Origin of the sequence: Virgibacillus halotolerans, assembly GCF_016908515.1 — a bacterium.
GTDB lineage: Bacteria > Bacillota > Bacilli > Bacillales > Amphibacillaceae > Virgibacillus_M > Virgibacillus_M halotolerans.
Genome location: NZ_JAFBEA010000005.1, coordinates 103818 through 123865, shown reverse-complemented (window position 1 = coordinate 123865; position 20048 = coordinate 103818). Strand labels below are relative to the sequence as shown.

Genomic DNA, 20048 nt, shown 5'->3' with positions numbered 1-20048 from the left:
TATGTTTAAGAACAAACGAAATCTACTGGCAGCAGGTGTATTATTACTCATAATAGTTGCAACGATTACAGCTTCATTGTGGCTTAAATTTCCGCCTACCCATATTGATCCAGAAGCGCGTTTGTTAAGTCCATCCGGAAAAAATTGGTTCGGTACAGATCATTTTGGAAGGGATATCTTTGGGCTAACAATCGTAGCGGCGCGTGTCACCTTGTTTGTTGGGGTTGTTGTTGCACTGTTATCAACTGTACTAGGGACTATTACTGGGTTAATAGCCGGTTACTATAAAAAGGCAGAATTTATTATTATGCGTATTATTGATGGCATGTTAGCATTTCCGGCATTACTACTGGCATTAGCATTGGTTGCCGCTCTTGGTGGTAATGTTACGAATATCATCATTGCCCTCACATTTGCCTTCTGGCCAGTAATGACACGTATCGTTCGCTCAGCAGTATTACAGGTGAATAATATTCAGTATATAGAAGCTGCTAAAACAACCGGGACTGGTGATCTGGTTATTTTATTCCGTTATATTTTACCGAATGTATTATCACCAATTATTGTGCAGGGAACATTTATTTTTGCTAAGGCAATTCTAGCCGAAGCTGCCCTTAGCTTTTTGGGAGTTGGTATAGATCCATCGACGCCGACATGGGGGACGATGCTACAGGAGTCGCAAGTGTATATTACGATTGCACCATGGTTTTCCATTTTTCCGGGAGTGGCAATTGTCATTACTGTACTTGCCCTGAATATGCTAGGTGATGGATTACGGGACGCGTTTGATCCGCATAAGAAAAACCAGAAAAAATCAACAAAAAAACTGTTTAGAAATAGAAAACAAAAGTACGCATAAGGCAGATAGATTGGGAGTGATTGTTGTGCTTGAAGTGAAGAATTTAAAAGTACATTTAGACACTGCCAGCGGTATCGTTAAGGCTGTTGATGGGGTGTCATTTCATGTGAAAGCAGGAGAAACCGTTGGTATTGTGGGGGAATCTGGAAGCGGAAAAAGTGTTCTCGCACATTCCTTAATGCAATTGAACCCAGTACCACCAGCCACTTACCCACAAGGCGAAATTATTTTTGAAAATCGTAATTTGCTTGATCTGAAAGAGAAGGAACTGCGTAAAATTCGTGGGAATGAGATAGCGATGATTTTCCAAGATCCGATGTCCAGTTTGAATCCTGTGTTTAAAATTGGCAATCAATTAATGGAAGCAATTCGTACCCATCAATCCATGTCACGACAAAATGCAGAGGAAAAGGCATTGGAGTTGTTGAAGGATGTTGGAATTCCAGATCCAAAAAGTCGTCTGAATGATTATCCCCACCAATTCTCAGGAGGAATGAGACAACGGGTTCTTATCGCAATTGCATTAGCTTGTCAGCCTAAATTATTAATTGCTGATGAGCCAACGACTGCTTTGGATGTTACGATTCAAGCACAAATACTTGAACTCATGAAAGACATCCAAAAAAAATATGGAACTGCAATTATTATTATTACACATGACTTAGGGGTTGTTGCGCAGCTGGCGGATAGAGTACTGGTTATGTACTCAGGCAGAATTGTAGAGGAAGGAATTACGGGAGATATATTTTATCATACTTCTATGCCTTATACATGGTCGCTCTTACGTTCATTGCCACGTCTTGATTCCGACATTCATCAACGTCTTAAAAGCATTCAGGGACAGCCGCCCAATTTAGTAGATCCACCCAAAGGGTGCAATTTCAGTCCACGTTGCCCATTTGTGACAGAACAATGCTTAGAAGTGGATCCTTCATTAGTTGACAGAGGAAATGGACATCGCGCTGCGTGTATTTTATCTGAATCAGAATATGAGGAAAGAAAACATGAAATTCAGGATATTGAACGGGAAGGAGTCGAGCAGTAATGTCTGAGGCATTGTTAGAAGTACGAGACTTGGAAGTCTATTTCCCGATCAAAAAAGGCGTACTCAAAAAAACAACAGGAAATGTAAAAGCTGTTAATGGTTTGAATTTATCGGTTAATAAAGGTGAAACACTTGGTATTGTCGGTGAATCCGGATGCGGGAAAAGTACGCTTGCTAGAACAATATTAGGATTGGAAAAGCCAACATCGGGAGATATTTTAATTGAAGGGGAAAGTATTTTAAATTATAGCGCGAAGCAAATGCACCGATTGCGTAGAGATGTACAAATGGTTTTTCAGGATCCATTTACGAGCCTTAATCCACGAATGAAAGTAAGTGAGATTATTGCAGCGCCATTAAAAGCATATAAAATGACCGATAATATAGAACAACGGGTAAAGGAATTAATGGATCTTGTTGGACTGAAACCAGAATATCACGATCGGCTTCCACATGAATTCTCCGGAGGGCAACGCCAACGGATTGGTATCGCACGCGCGATAGCGTTAAAACCCAAATTGATTGTTTGTGATGAACCGGTAAGTGCACTGGATGTTTCCGTTCAAGCCCAGGTTATTAACCTATTTGAAGACTTACAAAAAGAACTTGATTTGACGTATGTTTTTATTGCCCATGACTTGTCAGTTATTAAACATATTGCCGATAAGGTTTCTGTTATGTACTTAGGGAAAATGATGGAGCGGTCTGATAGTGAATCGTTTTATAATCATGCACAGCATCCATATACAAATGCGTTATTATCTGCAATTCCGTTACCTGATCCCGGAAAGGAAAAAACACGTGAAAGAATTGTTTTAAAGGGAGAGTTGCCATCACCAGCAAATCCGCCTACAGGTTGTGTTTTTCATACAAGGTGTCCAATAGCGCGAGATTACTGTAAGGAAAATACTCCCCAGTTGGAAAGAAAGGGAAACGAGGAACACGAGGTAGCGTGCTTCTTTCCTATTGAGAAAGGAATGGTCGAAGCCGGGTCCGAAAACTTGCTTCGTTAAAATAAGATTTTGAATGGGGGCGCATGAATGGCGATAAAAAAAATTTCATTAATGGAAGCTTATATGCTTGAAACAATTCGAAGTAATGGTGTGTCAAATAAAGAAATACTTACTCAAATTGAGCAGAGAAACGTTAGTCAGTGGAAGGCGTTGAATGCTAATTTTGATTTTAATGACCTTGTTAAACTTGCTAACCAGAACAAGGATGCATTTAAATCGATTGTTTTAAATGGATATGAAGTGAAATTTGTTACTTTCAAAGGGGTACAGCGGTTGTTACAATTGAAATTTAATAAAGTCGAAGAACAAGATTATCGACTGATAGATAAAGGTATTGCAGGCTTACGGCTTGACGCATCACAATTATTTAAACTTAAACAAATGTTGTCACAAAATTGGGTTGTCCATGAAAAACCATCGAAGGATAGCGATTATTTAAGTAAGGAAATTAGAATTGAATTGGTATATTAAATAGCAACACGATTTGCTGTAATTGAACGAAAAAGAATCTATTGGAGACGACAATATGGATGTATTTCAAGCGATAAAGAACCGTAGATAACGAAGTATTTAGATAAGCCAATTCCAGATGATGTCTTCAGTTGCCTCTCCCATCCGTAAACAAAGATTTTACGGATGGGGGAGGCATTTTTATGTTAATCTTACTGGTTTTACATTTCAACTAAAGAAAAAGGGAGGTCATTTAATATGACAGTTCCAATCAAACGAATAAAATTACGTATACTAAAGATGCGATAAAAAAATTCATTTACAACTAGTTTTGGCTCTATGCAGGATAAGGGTGATTCCCCTAAAACAACAGAGGATAGTGGTTAATAAATTTACGCTTCATAGCAGTTTATCATTATTCAACATTGCCAAATAAAAACAAATATGATAGGATAAATGGAAATTATAAAGCTTTTGCTTTTTAAATACATAACTTGTGAAGCAAATGCTTTAATTTATTGTGAGGGATCGGTATGAAGCATATTTATGAACGGATAAACGATATGCAATCAACTTTTACGAATAATTTACAGAAGATTTCCTCATATGTATATGAGGAGCCGAAAATATTTGCTGTTCATTCCGCTGCTGAAGCTGGGAAAATAATGGGTGTCAGCGAAACGACCGTGATTCGTTTTTGTCAAAAACTTGGTTACAAGGGATATAGCGCACTACAGGAAGAGGTACAGCAATATCTGTTTCAGAAAAGCAGCTTATCCGATTATGCGGAAACGAAATCAGTTGATCAGAAAACAACAGAGCCAATTAAAGGCTTGATGGGAAACGATTTACAAGCAATACAAAAAGTAATGCAGCAAATACCGGAAGCGCACCTGGAAACTGCCGTTACAAAAATAGCTGCCGCAGATCACGTGCTAATCTCAGGGGTTAGATCCTCCCATGCGTTAGCAAGCTGGTTCGCCTTTTCATTGGACATTGTATTAGGAAATACACGTCTATATCAGCCGAATGTCGATGATGTATTATTACGGATCAGTGAATTGACAGAGAAAAGCGTGTTTATTGCTTTTTCATTTCACCGATATGCGGTGGATCCGATTCATGTTGCAAAGCTTGCTAAACAGCAGGGAGCTTTCGTAATTGCTTTTACTGATTCCCCAATTTCTCCGATCACTGCCAATGCGAGCCTTGTTTTACCGGTACAATTACAGGTGAAATCGACACTCGATATAGCACCTGCTGTATTGTCGCTGGCAAACAGTATTGTCTCTGCTATCACATTGAAAAAGCCAGATCAATTTCAAAAGCGGGCGGCGTTGTTTGATTCCATTAAAGGGCAGGATTTTTTTGCATAGGAGGGGTTTATTATGAAAACTACTATTGAAAAACTAACACCTTACCTTAAAACGGTTTTTAATCATTTACATAGTCATCCCAAAATAAGCTGGGAAGGACAGAAGACAACAGCATATATTCAATCATTATTCGAACAGCATAAAGCAATTGAAATAGTGACGAGTGCATTACAAAGAACCGCTGCATTTTACGAAAGAGAGGGGAAAGCCTGATGACAGAGCATGTAATGATTCGTTCGCTTACCACAATGGAAGAATTGTTGCGGATGCAGGAAGTTGAAACGAAAGTCTGGCAAATGCCGGCTACACCAGTACATCAAACATTCACAGCTTTAAATAATGGTGGTATTATTTTGGGTGCGTTTGTGGATGATGAAATGATTGGTTTTTTATATAGCTTTCCCGGTTTTGATGGACGATCTGCCTATCTGTGCTCCCATATGCTCGGAATCTTACCAGCTTATCGAACGAGTGGACTTGGTGTAAAGATGAAGTTAAAACAAGCGGAAATTGCACGTGATAAGGGCTATCAAATGATTACCTGGACGTTTGATCCGTTGGAGAGCAGAAATGCCTATCTGAATTTGCACAAATTAGGAGCTTCTGGAGCCATTTATAAAGAGAATTATTATGGGGTCATGAAGGATGAATTGAATCAAGGATTACCAACAGATCGAATTCATATTAAATGGAATCTAAGTAAAAATAATAAAGAAAGCAACTTCCCTTTTGATAAAGCAAAATTACTACTGGATATAACACCGGAAGGCTATCCGTTGATTACAGATGTCTTTCATTCCAAGATGAAACAAACAATGGATTATTTGTTCATGGCAATACCAGTTAATTTCCAGGAAATAAAACAAATGGATTTTAAATTAGCTAAAAAGTGGCGAATGGAAACGCAAAAGGTATTTCACACCCTTTTTGATAATGGTTATCAGGCAAGCGATCTTATCCGGGGTCATACCGGGAAAGTAAATTACTATGTGTTTACGAAATGAAAATTGTAAAAAGTGGAGGTTTTGAGTTTGGGGATTCCAATCAAACAAATTAAATTACGAAAATTAATGATGCGGTTAAAAGATCCATTTACAACCAGTTTTGGTACGATGCAAGATAAGGAATTTTATATAATAGAAGCGATTGATACCGATGGAAACAGCGGATTTGGAGAGTCGGTTGCCTTCACAAGTCCATGGTATAGTGAAGAAACAGTGAAAACAAACTTACATGTCATGGAAGACTTTTTAATAAAAATTTTACAAGAAAATGAAGTGAATCATCCGGACGATGTGTCAAAACTTTTTGAACCAATTAAGCGAAACAATATGGCTAAATCAGCTTTAGAGGGTGCAATTTGGGATCTTTATGCAAAAAGAAAGAATATCTCCCTGGCAGCGGCACTTGGCGGGAAAAAGAAAGAAATTGATGTTGGCATTAGTATTGGCATTCAGCCGACAGTAAAAGACTTGTTAAATACGGTTGAACACTATATCAAGGAAGGATATAAGCGTATTAAAATAAAGGTTAAACCTGGCTGGGATGTGGATGTTTTACGTGCAGTTCGTGAACAGTTTCCAGACACACCAATCATGGCTGATGCAAACTCAGCGTATACGTTAGCAGATATCGAGCACTTGAAACAATTGGACGATCTGAACCTGACGATGATTGAGCAGCCATTGGGACATGATGATATTGTTGATCATGCTAAACTTCAAGCTGTGATGAAAACACCGATCTGTTTGGATGAAAGCATTCATTCCCTTGAAGATACACGAAAAGCGATCCAATTGGGCAGCTGTAAAATCATTAACATAAAAATCGGCCGAGTTGGTGGGCTTACGGAGGCGAAACGCATTCATGATTACTGCCTGGAGCGGGGGATAGAGGTTTGGTGTGGCGGCATGCTTGAAGCAGGTGTTGGGCGCTCGCATAATATTGCCTTAACAACATTGTCCGGGTTTACATTACCTGGTGATACGGCAGGTTCTTCAAGGTATTGGGAAAAAGATATCATTACACCTGAGGTCACAGTCGATAATGGGATCATTAAAGTTCCTAATAAACCGGGGATCGGTTATGACATTGATAGGGACGCACTAAAAGCATTCACCGTGTCAGAGAAAGTGTTTGAATTTTAAAAGACGTGAGGGATAAATGAGGCCACTGAAAAAGTTAAATATAGCACTATAATATGTGGATCTACCATCGCATCTTCGAATATACTGCGCTTTCCGCGGGCGAGTGTCGAGCCTTCTCGGACTAACGTCCTGTGGGGTCTCGTCGATCTCTTACTTCCCGCAGGAGTCTCCGTATATTCGAGATGCTAGATTAAGGCGAAAAGACAAGATTTTTGAAAATCTACCACTTTTTCAGTGGCCTCGGATAAATATTCCCTCTTTTTTACATAAATAATCTTAATATTTGATTTAATTGAAATGGGGAGCAAGTATGAAGAAAGTTTTGCAAATTGCAGGTGCATATATTGGGCTAATTGTTGGAGCAGGTTTTGCATCTGGACAGGAAGTGCTCCAATTCTTCACGAGCTTTGGTTGGTACAGTATCATCGGAACAGGTATAGCAACATTTTTATTTGCCTTCTTAGGTATGCAAATCATGCAACTGGGCTCCCGTTTAAAAACAACCTCACATAAAGAAGTTATCTATAAGATATGTGGCAAGTATATCGGTTTAGTAGTAGACATTTTAGTGACCTTTTTCCTGTTTGGTGTATCTGTAGTGATGATCGCAGGAAGTGGCTCCATTTTTCAGCAGCAATTTAACATATCGCCAATGATTGGAGCTCTCTTTCTTAGCCTATTGGTGATTGCAACACTGTGTTTAAATGTGAAAAATGTCATTTCAATTATTAGTATGATTACACCATTGCTGCTTGTATTGATTTTTATCATTACCGGTTATTCTATATTTACAAGTAGTGCGAACCTGGGAGAACTGGAAACGATCGCTATGACACAACCATCAGGTGCTCCCAATTGGCTTGTGGGTGGGCTGTTATATGTATCTTATAACATTGTAGCAGGTATTTCTATGTTAGCAGTTATTGGCGGTACGGTAAAAAATGAGAAAATTGCCAGTCGCGGTGGTTTATTAGGTGGTATTGGGCTTGGTCTGTTGCTTTTCCTCATTAATTTAGGATTATTTATGAATGCAGATAAGATCCAGGGCGCGGAGATGCCAACATTGCTTTTGGCTACTGAAGTATCACCAGTGATGGGGTTCCTCATGTCGATAGCGCTGCTTGGGATGATTTTCAATACGGCGGTAGGCATGTTATATGCCTTCACGGTTCGTTTTGTTCAGCCGGAGACACCAAGGTTTAAAATCAGTGTGGTGATCATTGGCTTGCTCGCCTTTGGAGCTAGTTTTGTAGGGTTCATTACATTGGTAGGATCTGTTTATCCAATTACAGGTTATTTAGGCTTTGTTCTGATCCTAGCCGTATTGGTTTTCTGGATAAAGACTAGGAAAAAGGTACTTGATTGACGAGGAATTTATCGTGAATTATTGATAGATAAAATTGCTGAAATGGTGATAAGCATCTATACTAATGATAGCCGTTACCTATAATGGGACGGCTATTGACAGTGATGAAAAAGGATGGGACGAAATTTGACGAATGATCTACAGGCACCTGCGTTTATATATACGTACGCATATACAGAAGAGGAGCAGGATTTATGCTTTCTTGAGATGCGCGCATTTTTTGGATTTGATTCAAAAAAGAAATTTATTGAGAGCGACATAGGGATCGATCCAAGCAGAAGCCCTTTTATGAAGGAACGAATTGAAGTAATGTATGATGGTGCAAATTTGGATGAAATTTTAGCACAGGTAAAACAAATTCAGCTTGGTACATCCACATTCAAGGTGACATATGTTAATTTTAAAGGTTTAGAAGACGAAAAAAAATTAAACTATGGGGCCCGCATGAAAATGGAGCGGGATATTGGCTGGGAAATCCCCGGAGAATTTGATTTACATCAACCGGATTATGATTTTGGTATGATTCGCTTACACGATCACTTGTATTTTGGCAGGCTTGTTAAAAATGAAGCAATTTGGCTTCTTCACCAAAAAAAACCACACAGCTATTCCACAGCACTCAGCACACGGGTGGCAAGGGCTATATCGAATATTGCAGTACCAAATCCTGTTGGAATTTCAGCAATTGATCCATGCTGCGGGATTGGAAATGTGCTTGTGGAGGCATTGTCCATGAATATTGATATTGTTGGGCGTGATATCAATCCATTAGTGACAAGCGGATCAAGGAAAAACATCGCTCACTTTGGCTATGAAGGGGATGTAAGTCAAGGTGCAATCGCTGATATTACAACCCATTATAATGTAGCAATTATTGATTTGCCATATAATGTTTATACACATACTTCGCCGGAAGCGCAGCTGTCTATTTTAAAACATGCGCGCCGAATCGCAGATAAAGTAGTTGTGGTAACCATTGATACCATCGATGAAATGATACAGGACGCAGGGTTTCAAATAAAAGATCGTTGTGAAACAAGAAAAGGGACATTTTCCAGGCAAATACTTGTATGTGAATAACAAGGATAAGTGACTAACGCACCTCGAATTCATTTTAGATAAGATACGGGGTGTTTAGTAATGCCGCAGTGATAAAATTAATAATTCAGTTGACATTTCGGAATATTTTATGCATAATGAATGAAATACATACAAATGTTAGAAAACTTGGTTTATCGCCAAGTACTCATGGCGAAAGCCTTCGTTGTACTTATACTGATATCCTATAAATGTTATACATCCCTATCAGTGAAATTAAGAATGCAAATACACGGTATGAGCAAATCTTTCATAAGGTAGTTAGATGAGAATAATAAGAATAAATATACATTTTTATGTATAATAATAAACTTTAATGCATATAAATTCATAAAAGGAGCATGTCAGAATGGGGAAAAAGCGCATCGTTGTTAAAATTGGTAGTAGTTCTCTAACGAATGCGAAAGGTGAAATTGATCATGAGCGTTTAGATGATCATATTCATGCACTTGCTACGCTTCGATATGCAGATTATGAAGTGATACTGGTTTCTTCCGGTGCAGTTGCGGCGGGATTCACCAGTTTAGGCTACACTTCTATACCAAATACAGTAAAGAGGAAGCAGGCAGCAGCTGCTGTCGGGCAAAGTCTATTAATTCAGTGCTATCTTGAGAAATTACGAGAATTAAATATTACGCCGGCACAATTGTTATTAACAAGGGATGACTTTTCTAATCGGGAGCGTTTTCGAAATGCCTTTTCAACGATTACAGAGCTATTGGATTGCGGAATTTTGCCGATTATTAATGAAAATGACACGGTTGCGATCAATGAACTGACCTTTGGTGATAATGACATGCTGTCCGCATTAGTTAGTGGGTTTGTTCATGCGGATCAACTGATTATTTTAACAGATATTAATGGACTTTATGATAAAAATCCAAAAACGAATGATTTTGCAAAAAGGTATGATTATTTGGAGGAAATTACCGATGAATTGATGGAGGCTGCAGATGGATCAGGCTCCAAATTCGGAACAGGCGGTATGAAATCAAAATTACAAGCTGCTAAAACTGCAACGTCACTTGGTGTACCTATTTTTATCGGTATTGGTAGCGGTAAAGGAAAATTAGTGAAGATTTTACAAGGTGAGGGTGATGGAACCTACATTTCTAACCGATCGATTGAATATATTCATGCATGTGAATAAAAAGGGAGGACAGATCATGGATAAAGTGATGATGAGTGAAGTAAAGGCAAAAGGACAGGCGGCAAAAACGGCCAGTTATTTACTAGCTGGGGTAACAACAGGGCAGAAAAACAAAGCATTGGGCTTGATTGCAGAACAATTGCTGAAAGATCAGGCTGTTATTTTAGAGGAAAACGCAAAGGATATTCAAGCTGGAAAAGAAAATGGGCTTACGGATGCTATGCTTGATCGAATTTTGTTAACGGAAACTAGGATAAACGATATGGCACAAGCAATTGGTTTGCTTGTTGACATGAAAGATCCAATTGGCGAAGTACTTGAGAAAATTGAAAAAGACAACGGTTTACTCATTCAAAAGAAACGTGTTGCCATCGGTGTAATCGGTATGATTTATGAAGCAAGACCAAATGTAACGATTGACGCGGCGACACTTAATTTGAAAACCGGAAATGCGGTTATTTTAAGAGGAAGTTCTTCTGCTAAGTGTTCTAATATGGCACTTGTCCAATCGATTCATCATGCACTGGGCAAAAGTGCGTTACCAGTTGATACTGTTCAATTAATTGAAGATACAAGCAGAGAGACTGCAAAAGAACTATTTAAACTGAATGATTATCTGGATGTACTTATACCTAGAGGTGGAAAGAAATTAATTGATACGGTTATTTGTGAATCCACGGTACCTGTAATTGAAACAGGGGCAGGGAATTGTCATGTTTATATTGATGAAACAGCGGAACAAACAATGGCTGAGGAGATTGTGCTAAATGCGAAAATGCAGCGTCCATCTGTTTGTAATGCAATTGAAGCGGTGCTCATTCATGAAAAATGGTTTAACCAATATGGCGCGCAGTTACTCGAAAAGTTAAAGGAAAACAGTGTGGCGATTTATGGTGATGAAAAAGTTTGTGCATCTTTTCCCGAAGTAAATGCAACGACAGAAGAAGATTGGTATAATGAGTTTCTCGGATTGTCTATCAGGATAAAAGTAGTTGGAAACGTGGAAGAAGCCATTGGGCACATCAATCAATATGGTACGAAGCATTCTGAAGCTATTATTACGAGGGATGATGCACACGCAGCAGCATTCTTGCAAAAAGTTGATGCAGCAGCGGTTTATCATAATGCTTCCACGAGGTTCACGGACGGGTTTGAATTCGGTTATGGTGCTGAAATTGGCATTAGCACACAGAAGCTTCATGCAAGAGGTCCAATGGGATTACAAGCACTAACCTCCAGTAAAATTATCATTCAAGGTGATGGACAAACACGAGATTAGCAAGGGGACAGTCCCCGTTAAGGAGGTATATGATGGCAGAGCTGAAGTATGAGATCATTGAAACAGTTGCAGTCTTGTCAGAATCGCCAAAGGGTTGGACAAAGGAGCTTAACCTCGTGAGCTGGAATGGTAGGGACCCAAAATATGATCTAAGGGACTGGGCGCCAGATAAAGCTAAAATGGGTAAAGGTGTCACCTTAACGAAAGAGGAACTGCAAGAATTAAAGACAAAGCTACAGGAAATATAGGAAAACAAGGAAACTTTAGATCGAAGCGTTGCATCTAAAGTTTCCTTGTTTTTATTATGCCTCGCCAAAGCTGCGATAAAACAGTCCTTGATTAAGCCTTCGTCCGGTAGTCCAAATTGTGCGCTTTTAGTGTTTCATCTTTTCCGAATAAGAAATGTTTCTCCATATCAGGGGAATATTTCGAATTAATTGCTTCGACTCCCACTGCTTCCGCTACAGCGCGAAGCATAGCAGGTGAAGCACCACAGCATAGTCCGATATAATTTACGCCGATTGCGCTTGCTTCTTTTGCCCATTCTGCTAACTCATAGCGGTTATGATACAGTGGATCCAGCGCAGTTGGGAAAGTAGTTTCTGTTGGTAAATGACAGCTGCATCCACCATCAGGTAAGTTGAAAAATGTTGGATTCTCCTCTGATGTACGGTAAGGAATAGGTAACGCACCTACATAGCCATCCACATTTTTCCGAATGTCCTCGATATAGGGCTGCATTGTTGCGGGTCCGCGGAAACAGTTCATGCCAACAACAAGCGCACCTTTTTCAGATAGTATTTTACAAGATTCATCAACGGTATAACCATCTCTTAAAATGTTTTCTCCCATCAGACCTAATGTAATAACTGCAGGTAAATCCTGTTTGAGAATTTCTTCCAATGCGATGACAGCCTCTTCATGGTAATAAAATGTCTCACCGTTTATATAATCGACTTCTTCTTCTTTACACCATTTCACCATTTCAGCAAACATGGTCCTTACTTTCTCCTTTGATGCAGCATCTTCCGGGTCAAAAAGATTTGTATTGGAAATATTACCAGCTACCAATGCCTCCTCTGTTGGATGCTCTTTGGCTACTTCTTTTGCCAAGCGAATGGCATTTCTATTCAGTGGCTCTAACAATGCTTCCTTACCGATAATACGCATTTTCTCTCTATGGGCATTATATGTAAAGGCAAGCACCACATCCGAACCTGCTTTCATATAATCCCTGTATGTTTCCTTCAATGCTTCGGGATTATCAAGTGCCACTTCCGGTACAAATGAACCTGCTTGTAAATAACCTCTTCGTTCTAATTCAAACAAATACCCTTCTCCCGCGATTACTGGTCCATCCTGTAAACGTTCTGCTAAAGTCCGCTTCATTTCTATATTCCTCCTCTTGAAATATGTTGTGCTGGGGTTTAATAATATCCCCTATAATAATAAAAACCCCTTCTTTTAATAAGAAGAGGTTTTGGCACCAAGGCTAATGCTCTTCTTATCTGCAAGCTTTACGCTTCTGGAATTGGCACAGTACTGTGATCAGTCTGTTGCCGAGGTATCTAAGGGCCAGTCCCTCCACCTCTCTGGATAAGAAATTACATATTTAATTTTTATTTCTGAACTTTATATTGTTCATAGCATATATGTGTTGTTGAATAATGTCAAGTAATAATTGAATACTTTCCAAAAGTAAAGCGAATGCGACTATTAAGATTTTATGATAAAATAAAAAGTAGGATATTACTCAAGATATGAAGCTGTTTCCTAAAAGATTGGGACTACACCCTGGGTTCGTCCTATCGAAAAATTGTTGCTTTTTTTTAGTAATAAATATTTAAAACAGGTATAACTTGCGACCAAATTGGGTTTCTTGTCTTACCGCTTCGGAAATCCACTTCGCTTTCCGCGGGCTCGCGCTGAGCCTTCGACGCACAGGAAGTGCTAGTGCAGACGTTGCCATAGGACGTGGCGTACTTAGTCTGCCTCGCAAAGAACGTTGTGGGGTCTCATCGTCTTCGCTGTTCCCACAGGAGTCTTCGTGTATTTCCTACGCTGTTACTATAGCAATGTGTTATCAATTGCTTTATTGCAGTTTAGGAATGCTTACCGTAGCGGCGGGCAGTCGACTCCAGCGGGATAAGCAACAAGTCTTTATGGTGGGACGAGTTAGCGCAGTCCCAGCTGAAAATCCCGCAGGAAGTGGGTTTTGCTTCCGAGGAAGTTGAAGCGTTGCCCGCGGAAAGCGACTGACCGGAGCGGAAATCAACTATTACAGTGCAGTTTATATCAATAGTAATAAAGTATACGAAAACAGCTTTTTATGGGATTCAGCAGAGGTGTATGTAAGGGTATTCATGGTGAAATAATAAAAAAGGAGATGTTTTACATATGGAACTTTTTGAAGAACTACAACAGGTACTTACACCAGAACGTGTAACGAAGAACGAAACGGTGCTCGCGCAACACAGTAGAGATGAATCCTATCATACGCCCCATTTACCGGATGTTGTTGTGTTTCCGGAAAATGCGGAAGAGGTCAGTGAAGTGATTAAACTGGCGAACACGTATCAAACGCCTGTCGTTCCATTTGGATTAGGCTCCAGTCTGGAAGGGAATATGATTCCTTATGAGCAAGGTATTATGATAGATTTCTCCCTGATGAATAAGGTTTTAGAAGTGAAGGCAGAAGATTTCCTTGTTACGGTTCAGCCTGGGGTGACCCGGACACAACTTGATAAAGAGTTGAAAAAACATGGTTTGTTTTTCTCCGTTGATCCCGGTGCAGACGCTACGCTTGGGGGAATGGCAGCAACAAATGCAAGTGGAACAACTTCTGTAAAATACGGTATCATGCGCGATAATGTCCGCGACTTAGAAGTTGTGTTAGCGGATGGGACGATTATTCATACAGGAAATTTAGCTGCAAAATCTTCCTCCGGTTATCATTTGAATGGTATTTTTGTTGGTTCTGAAGGAACACTTGGATGTTTTACAGAGTTGACCCTCAAGGTGTATGGTATTCCGGAACATACGGCTGCAGGAAGAGCGGCATTTAATACGGTACATGACGCGGTGGATGCAGTCATAGGTATTTTGCAGGCTGGTATTCCAGTTGCAAGAGTAGAACTGGTTGATGAACATTCGATGAAGCAAATTAATTTGTATAGTGAAACAGATTACAAAGAAGTCCCCACATTGTTTCTCGAGTTTCATGGAAATGAAGCAGGTTTACAGCAGGATGTTGATTTTACTCGTGAAATTGTAAACGATTATCATTGCCAGGAACTGTCTTTCGAAACAGATACTGCAGCAAGAAATCGTTTATGGGAAGCGCGTCATAATGCAGCCTATGCGTATATCCATGGAAACCCGGGTAAAAAGCAAATGGTTACAGATGTTTGTCTACCTATATCTGAAATGGCAGGTGCGATTAAAGATGCAAGAGAAGCGATTGAAGCATCTGGACTTGTGGGCGGCATTGTCGGTCATGTTGGGGATGGTAATTATCATATTTTATTAATGATTAATGTCAACGATCCAACAGATATTGAAAAGGCTAATGAAGTCAATGAGCGAATCGTGGATTATGCACTTATCAGGGGTGGTACATGTACTGGTGAGCATGGGGTAGGTGTAGGAAAACAAAAATATCAGGAAAGAGAACACGGAGCGGCACTAAATGTGATGCGTAAGATTAAAACGGCGCTGGATCCAAAGGATTTGTTAAATCCTGGGAAAGTAATCGATTTAGATTAAAGATAGTGGGCATGATATGTGAAAACAACAGGGGGAAGTGGTACAGACCGCTTCCCCCTGTTGTTCTATGTTTTTGATTTTATTTACCCTTTTCCACCAATCCGCCTCCATTATCGAGGTATTTTATCATTCCATCTGCTGCACGATAGGCAAATGCTCCAATGGTTCCAGTTGGATTGTAATTACTGTTGTGCGGAAAAGAGGAGCCTCCTACGACAAATAAGTTTTCCATATCCCACATTTGGGAATAAGTATTCACAGCAGAAGTTTCTGGATCGCTTCCCATGATCACGCCACCTAGGAAGTGATCGGTATAATAGGCATGATTGAATTCCACATCATCAGATATTTCATCCGTATCAACAATATCCGCACCCATTTTTTCCATAATCTCCTTGCAGATTGAAATCCCTTTACGACTTAAATTACGGTCCTGATCGGTATATTTACAAGTGACGCGTAGGAGCGGATTGCCTAAGAAGTCTTTGTAAGTTGGGTCAAGATCCATATAGTTATGTTTCTTTGGCGTGTATCCTGACTGCGGTGTTATAAATAGATTCCGGTATGTGTAGTGCAGGGATTTTTCCTTAAATTCTTTTCCCCAGGTAGGTGTCCCTTCTGGAACCTGATTGTTAGCGATCGGTCTGGCTCCCAATTGACTGTAGTGCACCTCAAAACCATGAAGGAAATCCAAATCCGTGTGATCCATATTATCCCCGCTGAAATCATCAATCGTTGCTCCCAGTGCTCCTGTACCCATGAAGGTATTGAATTTCTTGTCTTCAAAGTAACCGCGAGCGCCTACGTAAGTAGAGAGGTTGCTGAAATGGCCGGTAAAATTTTTGCCGATTACACCTTTTCCAGTCGTAGGATCATAGGGACGGCCAATTTTGGAAAGAAGCAATAATCTTGTATTTGTGAAGACGAATCCAGCGAGCACAACAAGATCTGCAGGCTGCTCATATTCCTCTCCGGTATTCGTGTCTACATAAACGACACCGGTGGCTCGATTACCATCATGCAGCACGCGGACAACTGTAGCTTCATTTCGAATCTCATAGTTGCCTGTTTTTTCCGCAGTAGCTAAAACAGTAATAATTGGGTCGGCCTTGGCACCAAAGTCACATCCGTATTCTTCGCAAAAGGCGCAATACATACATGCATTTATCGTTTCCCCGTCGGGATTTTCATATGTTTCTGTAACGTTGGCAGACGGCATATGGTAAGGGTGGTAACCAAGTTCTTTTGTTGCCTTCTTAAATAAACGAATCGCTGTTGTATCTTTCATCGGAGGAGTTGGATATTTATCTGAACGCTTGGGACCTATTGGATTTTCCTCACCGGATATACCAGCAGTTTTTTCAAAACGATCATAGTAAGGTTCCAATTCGTCGTATGTAATGCCCCAATCTTGAATGGTTACTTCATCTGGAATTTTCTCCTTCCCATAGCGTTCAACAGTTTTACTGTAAATTTCAAAATCATAGGGCAACCACCGAAAGCTGATGCCATTCCAGTGAACGCCGGCGCCACCAGTATTGGAGCCAAGTCTTGCTTGGTCATTGTTGCGCACGGGCAAGGCCTTTTCATCCATATAATTTCTAGATGTAATGGTATCCTTGCTTAAGTCTTGCATCAAATCATAACGCAAGGAAAAGCGGAGTTCATCCTTGGTACCTACAAAATCCTCCTGTTTTTTATATTGACCTCTTTCTAGTACAAGGACTTGGTATCCCTTTTTGCTTAGTTCCGCTGCTACAATGCCACCAGACCAACCAGATCCAACAGTGACGACATCTACTTTATCAAGTTTCTTTACCATTTATTTACCTCCTGTCATCGGATTAATGTTGTTGATAATCATTCAAGCTCATTGGCTCCATTTTAACGAAGTCATCCTCTTCAACTACATTCGCATAAGAAGCCTGAGCCCCGGGGAAGTTTTTCATCTTCCAACCTTCCATGTTTTTATTGCCACCATATAAAGGATCTGCATAGGCGCCTTCCAATGTTGATTGACGAAGCAGGATGAAGAAGCTTTTAGAAGGTACACCGTTCATTTTTACTTTACCGTCATCAAAGTCTTTCAATATTTCTATTTGCTGATCCTCATCAGCTTTATCGAATGTAGTTTTGAATCGATTCTCACTGAGTTGATTCATTTTCCGTAACCCTTGGATAAAAATTTCTCCTCTATTGAGAATTAATTGTTCGACTTGCGCATTCGAATTATCGACTTTCTTTGAACTCTGTTGCATAAAAGGAGCGTGGCGATAATCTCTGCCGTTTATCCCCCAACGACCAGCAAGCTGCTTATCAATAAAGTAAGGAACGCCAAGTTCAATTGCACCGGGCCCATTATCATCTTTAGGAAATATACGTTCAGTAGCGGCCGCTAAAACAAGGAAATCCTCGTAACGCGAAAAAAACTGTCTTGCTTCCTGAAATCTTTCGTTATGCTCCTGGTTGGATGGGTTTTCGTTCGATTTAGATTTGAATTCATTCGTTAATAATCCACCAAGTAATGAACCGCCGACAACACCTCCAGCGATCATCCCAGTATTTTTGACAAATTTGCGTCGGCTAGGGTCTTGGAGAGGTTTTGAATCCTCCGTCGAAGTATTCTTTTTGTGTCCATCATCATCCGAATGTTTCTTAGTCACTTGCCATAACCTCCTTAGGTATTCATGTATTTATTCATATATGTTGTAAGCAATATGTAGCTATCTGCACACGCCAAATTGATTTTCAATAGGGTAAAATAAAATGCCCACTAAATGGTTTCACTTTATAGTAATAGCCAATTAATCCTTGATTATTCATAAAAGGTAAAAGGTGGATGAAGAAGGTTATATCAGTAACAATTCTGGTGGAACATATGGAGGGAGATGAAAGACAGGAGCATCTTTTAATAGTTGATAAAAGAAAATGTGCAAACAAAAAAGTAAGAAAAGGTTTACTCCTTGGAGGCCTTTTCTTACTTTTTATTTGCCGCTCTTATACCCGCTTCTTACAAGCTCCTGCACATTATGGACCGTTACATACGCATTGGAATCGACTTCTTCAAGAATTTTTTTCAGCTTAACGATTTCCTGATTGTTAATGACAATGTATAATACTTCTTTGCTTTCCCCGGTATAGCCGCCCCGTCCATCTAAAACGGTTAGTCCACGCGACATACTATTGGTTACCTGGTCTAATACTTCTTGGGGTTTACTGGATATAATCATCACAGCTATGCGTTCACTTACCCCTTCAACAACAAAGTCGATCAGTTTGGCACCGATATAAACGGAAACTAACGTGTACATTGCTTTTTCCTGTCCAATAATGAATACGGATCCGAGGATAACGACAATATCAATGATTAGCATGGCTTTGCCAATACCTAAGCCCCAGTATTGATTTGCCAACCGGGCAATAATTGCGGAGCCACCGGATGTCCCGCCAGCACGAAAGATAATGCCGAGCCCAACGCCAACAAACAAGCCTGCAAATAGTGCTGCGAGTAGTGTATCACCATTTAATTCATCGTATAATCCGGCAGTAAAATGCAAGAATAGCGATGAAAAGACAATAGCAATGACCGTATACCAAGTCACCCGCTTATCAAATAGTTTATAACCGACGGCAAGTAGCGCCATGTTGAGGACAAGGTTAACGAGCCCCGGGGACCAGCCGAATAAATAATACGCTACAACGGTGATCCCGATGACGCCACCTTCAGATAAGCGGTTTGGTATTGCAAAATAATTAATCCCGATTGCAAATATAAGTGATCCAATAATAATAAGTAAGATTTCTTTTGTTGTTTTATTCATTGATCGTGGCTCCTCTCTCCCTAGTGTACTTTTTACAGTATATCAAATCCCACGAAGGCATGTACAAAGCTGTCTATACTTTGTTGGAAAAAATATTACCCGCGGCAATCCTATAATTATAGTAAAATAGGGAATGTGATACATATAAGGGGGGATATGATGAAGGAAGCTATTATTCTTTTAGCGGAGATTGTAAATAATATTCATGATAGGATAAATGATGTGTTTGGCATGCACCTGAATGATAAGCAACTTCACTTTTGGGTGATCGGAATCATTGGCATTATTACCTTTTTCATTGTTTATTTTTGTTTTAAGCTGGTTGCAAAATTAAAATGGAGTATTGCGGTAATATCATTTATTTATACGTTTACAGTTATGGTGGTATTGGTATTTGCTATTGAATTACAACAGGCTATTACCAATCGTGGAAATATGGAATTTGCCGACGCAGTGGCCGGATTATGGGGATTTCTGGTGTTCTTCATGGCATATGCCGTTGTGGCAATTATTGTGTATATCCTCATGAACGTGCGGAAGAAGTGACACTTGTTGATAAGAAAATGGGCAGGCCAATAGGGCTGCCCATTTTCAGAAATATAACGACAAAAATGACAGTTGTGTTAACTGCGAAGCTATTCGTTTACTGTATAACCTCCATCATGTATATTTAAGTGAA

Annotated in this window: 18 protein-coding genes, 1 pseudogene and 1 riboswitch; of the genes and pseudogenes, 15 read left to right on the top strand and 4 right to left on the bottom strand. The window is 39.8% G+C overall.

Annotated elements, in window-relative coordinates; genetic code table 11:
* Position 1 precedes the first annotated feature (1 nt).
* From JOC34_RS13115 to JOC34_RS13055, 13 genes and pseudogenes are all read left to right on the top strand, one after another.
* Positions 2 to 859, top strand: coding sequence for an ABC transporter permease (locus JOC34_RS13115; RefSeq protein ID WP_205137233.1), 858 nt, complete (start codon positions 2 to 4; stop codon positions 857 to 859).
* Positions 860 to 884: 25 nt separating this feature from the next.
* Complete coding sequence (locus JOC34_RS13110) at positions 885 to 1904, top strand: ABC transporter ATP-binding protein (RefSeq protein ID WP_420856144.1); 1020 nt, start codon at positions 885 to 887, stop codon at positions 1902 to 1904.
* Positions 1904 to 2917 (top strand): ABC transporter ATP-binding protein, encoded by a 1014-nt coding sequence (locus JOC34_RS13105; protein ID WP_205137232.1) that lies wholly within the window; start codon positions 1904 to 1906, stop codon positions 2915 to 2917. The genes JOC34_RS13110 and JOC34_RS13105 overlap by 1 nt, the downstream gene beginning before the upstream one ends.
* Positions 2918 to 2944: 27 nt before the next feature.
* Complete coding sequence (locus tag JOC34_RS13100) at positions 2945 to 3388, top strand: hypothetical protein (protein ID WP_205137231.1); 444 nt, start codon at positions 2945 to 2947, stop codon at positions 3386 to 3388.
* A 512-nt stretch (positions 3389 to 3900) separates the two neighbouring features.
* The gene (locus JOC34_RS13095; protein ID WP_205137230.1) at positions 3901 to 4743 is read left to right on the top strand and encodes a MurR/RpiR family transcriptional regulator; all 843 of its coding nucleotides are present in this window, start codon (positions 3901 to 3903) and stop codon (positions 4741 to 4743) included.
* 12 nt (positions 4744 to 4755) lie between these two features.
* Positions 4756 to 4956 (top strand): hypothetical protein, encoded by a 201-nt coding sequence (locus JOC34_RS13090; RefSeq protein ID WP_205137229.1) that lies wholly within the window; start codon positions 4756 to 4758, stop codon positions 4954 to 4956.
* Complete coding sequence (locus tag JOC34_RS13085) at positions 4956 to 5747, top strand: GNAT family N-acetyltransferase (RefSeq protein ID WP_205137228.1); 792 nt, start codon at positions 4956 to 4958, stop codon at positions 5745 to 5747. Before JOC34_RS13090 ends, JOC34_RS13085 begins: the two co-directional genes overlap by 1 nt.
* A 66-nt stretch (positions 5748 to 5813) precedes the next feature.
* The gene (gene menC / locus JOC34_RS13080) at positions 5814 to 6890 is read left to right on the top strand and encodes an o-succinylbenzoate synthase (protein WP_239544408.1); all 1077 of its coding nucleotides are present in this window, start codon (positions 5814 to 5816) and stop codon (positions 6888 to 6890) included.
* A 310-nt stretch (positions 6891 to 7200) separates the two neighbouring features.
* Positions 7201 to 8256: a YkvI family membrane protein gene (locus JOC34_RS13075; protein ID WP_205137227.1), complete on the top strand. Its 1056-nt coding sequence runs from the start codon at positions 7201 to 7203 to the stop codon at positions 8254 to 8256.
* Between the two features lie 126 nt (positions 8257 to 8382).
* Entirely contained in the window at positions 8383 to 9336 is a 954-nt protein-coding gene (locus JOC34_RS13070) for a TRM11 family SAM-dependent methyltransferase (protein ID WP_205137226.1), read from the top strand.
* Between the two features lie 367 nt (positions 9337 to 9703).
* Positions 9704 to 10492: pseudogene (proB, locus tag JOC34_RS13065) on the top strand (glutamate 5-kinase); the annotation flags it as partial.
* Positions 10493 to 10535: 43 nt separating this feature from the next.
* Positions 10536 to 11783, top strand: a complete 1248-nt coding sequence (locus tag JOC34_RS13060; protein WP_205137399.1) for a glutamate-5-semialdehyde dehydrogenase — start codon at positions 10536 to 10538, stop codon at positions 11781 to 11783.
* A 32-nt stretch (positions 11784 to 11815) separates the two neighbouring features.
* A complete protein-coding gene (locus JOC34_RS13055) occupies positions 11816 to 12031 on the top strand; it encodes a YdbC family protein (RefSeq protein ID WP_205137224.1) in 216 nt (71 codons plus the stop codon).
* A gap of 91 nt (positions 12032 to 12122) precedes the next feature.
* Here the strand turns inward: JOC34_RS13055 and JOC34_RS13050 are convergent, their stop codons facing one another.
* A complete protein-coding gene (locus tag JOC34_RS13050) occupies positions 12123 to 13172 on the bottom strand; it encodes a homocysteine S-methyltransferase family protein (protein ID WP_205137223.1) in 1050 nt (349 codons plus the stop codon).
* Between the two features lie 112 nt (positions 13173 to 13284).
* A riboswitch (SAM riboswitch) is annotated at positions 13285 to 13386 on the bottom strand.
* 794 nt (positions 13387 to 14180) lie between these two features.
* Here JOC34_RS13050 and JOC34_RS13045 point away from each other — a divergent pair.
* Positions 14181 to 15548, top strand: coding sequence for an FAD-binding oxidoreductase (locus tag JOC34_RS13045; protein WP_205137222.1), 1368 nt, complete (start codon positions 14181 to 14183; stop codon positions 15546 to 15548).
* Between the two features lie 79 nt (positions 15549 to 15627).
* Here JOC34_RS13045 and JOC34_RS13040 read toward each other — a convergent pair whose 3' ends face one another.
* The 3 genes from JOC34_RS13040 to JOC34_RS13030 all read right to left on the bottom strand — a co-directional run bounded on the left by JOC34_RS13040 (position 15628) and on the right by JOC34_RS13030 (position 19369).
* Positions 15628 to 17370, bottom strand: a complete 1743-nt coding sequence (locus tag JOC34_RS13040; RefSeq protein ID WP_205137221.1) for a GMC family oxidoreductase — start codon at positions 17368 to 17370, stop codon at positions 15628 to 15630.
* A gap of 22 nt (positions 17371 to 17392) precedes the next feature.
* Positions 17393 to 18211, bottom strand: coding sequence for a gluconate 2-dehydrogenase subunit 3 family protein (locus tag JOC34_RS13035; protein ID WP_338062676.1), 819 nt, complete (start codon positions 18209 to 18211; stop codon positions 17393 to 17395).
* Between the two features lie 321 nt (positions 18212 to 18532).
* Positions 18533 to 19369, bottom strand: coding sequence for a YitT family protein (locus JOC34_RS13030; protein WP_205137220.1), 837 nt, complete (start codon positions 19367 to 19369; stop codon positions 18533 to 18535).
* A 159-nt stretch (positions 19370 to 19528) separates the two neighbouring features.
* Between JOC34_RS13030 and JOC34_RS13025 the strand changes: the two genes are divergently transcribed.
* The gene (locus JOC34_RS13025; RefSeq protein WP_205137219.1) at positions 19529 to 19915 is read left to right on the top strand and encodes a hypothetical protein; all 387 of its coding nucleotides are present in this window, start codon (positions 19529 to 19531) and stop codon (positions 19913 to 19915) included.
* Positions 19916 to 20048 lie beyond the last annotated feature (133 nt).

Coding starts and splice junctions, on each gene's coding strand:
- JOC34_RS13115 (WP_205137233.1), top strand. CDS start 2: ATGTTTAAGAACAAACGAAATCTACTGGCAGCAGGTGTATTATTACTC.
- JOC34_RS13105 (WP_205137232.1), top strand. CDS start 1,904: ATGTCTGAGGCATTGTTAGAAGTACGAGACTTGGAAGTCTATTTCCCG.
- JOC34_RS13100 (WP_205137231.1), top strand. CDS start 2,945: ATGGCGATAAAAAAAATTTCATTAATGGAAGCTTATATGCTTGAAACA.
- JOC34_RS13095 (WP_205137230.1), top strand. CDS start 3,901: ATGAAGCATATTTATGAACGGATAAACGATATGCAATCAACTTTTACG.
- JOC34_RS13090 (WP_205137229.1), top strand. CDS start 4,756: ATGAAAACTACTATTGAAAAACTAACACCTTACCTTAAAACGGTTTTT.
- JOC34_RS13085 (WP_205137228.1), top strand. CDS start 4,956: ATGACAGAGCATGTAATGATTCGTTCGCTTACCACAATGGAAGAATTG.
- menC (WP_239544408.1), top strand. CDS start 5,814: ATGATGCGGTTAAAAGATCCATTTACAACCAGTTTTGGTACGATGCAA.
- JOC34_RS13075 (WP_205137227.1), top strand. CDS start 7,201: ATGAAGAAAGTTTTGCAAATTGCAGGTGCATATATTGGGCTAATTGTT.
- JOC34_RS13060 (WP_205137399.1), top strand. CDS start 10,536: ATGAGTGAAGTAAAGGCAAAAGGACAGGCGGCAAAAACGGCCAGTTAT.
- JOC34_RS13055 (WP_205137224.1), top strand. CDS start 11,816: ATGGCAGAGCTGAAGTATGAGATCATTGAAACAGTTGCAGTCTTGTCA.
- JOC34_RS13050 (WP_205137223.1), bottom strand. CDS start 13,172: ATGAAGCGGACTTTAGCAGAACGTTTACAGGATGGACCAGTAATCGCG.
- JOC34_RS13045 (WP_205137222.1), top strand. CDS start 14,181: ATGGAACTTTTTGAAGAACTACAACAGGTACTTACACCAGAACGTGTA.
- JOC34_RS13040 (WP_205137221.1), bottom strand. CDS start 17,370: ATGGTAAAGAAACTTGATAAAGTAGATGTCGTCACTGTTGGATCTGGT.
- JOC34_RS13030 (WP_205137220.1), bottom strand. CDS start 19,369: ATGAATAAAACAACAAAAGAAATCTTACTTATTATTATTGGATCACTT.
- JOC34_RS13025 (WP_205137219.1), top strand. CDS start 19,529: ATGAAGGAAGCTATTATTCTTTTAGCGGAGATTGTAAATAATATTCAT.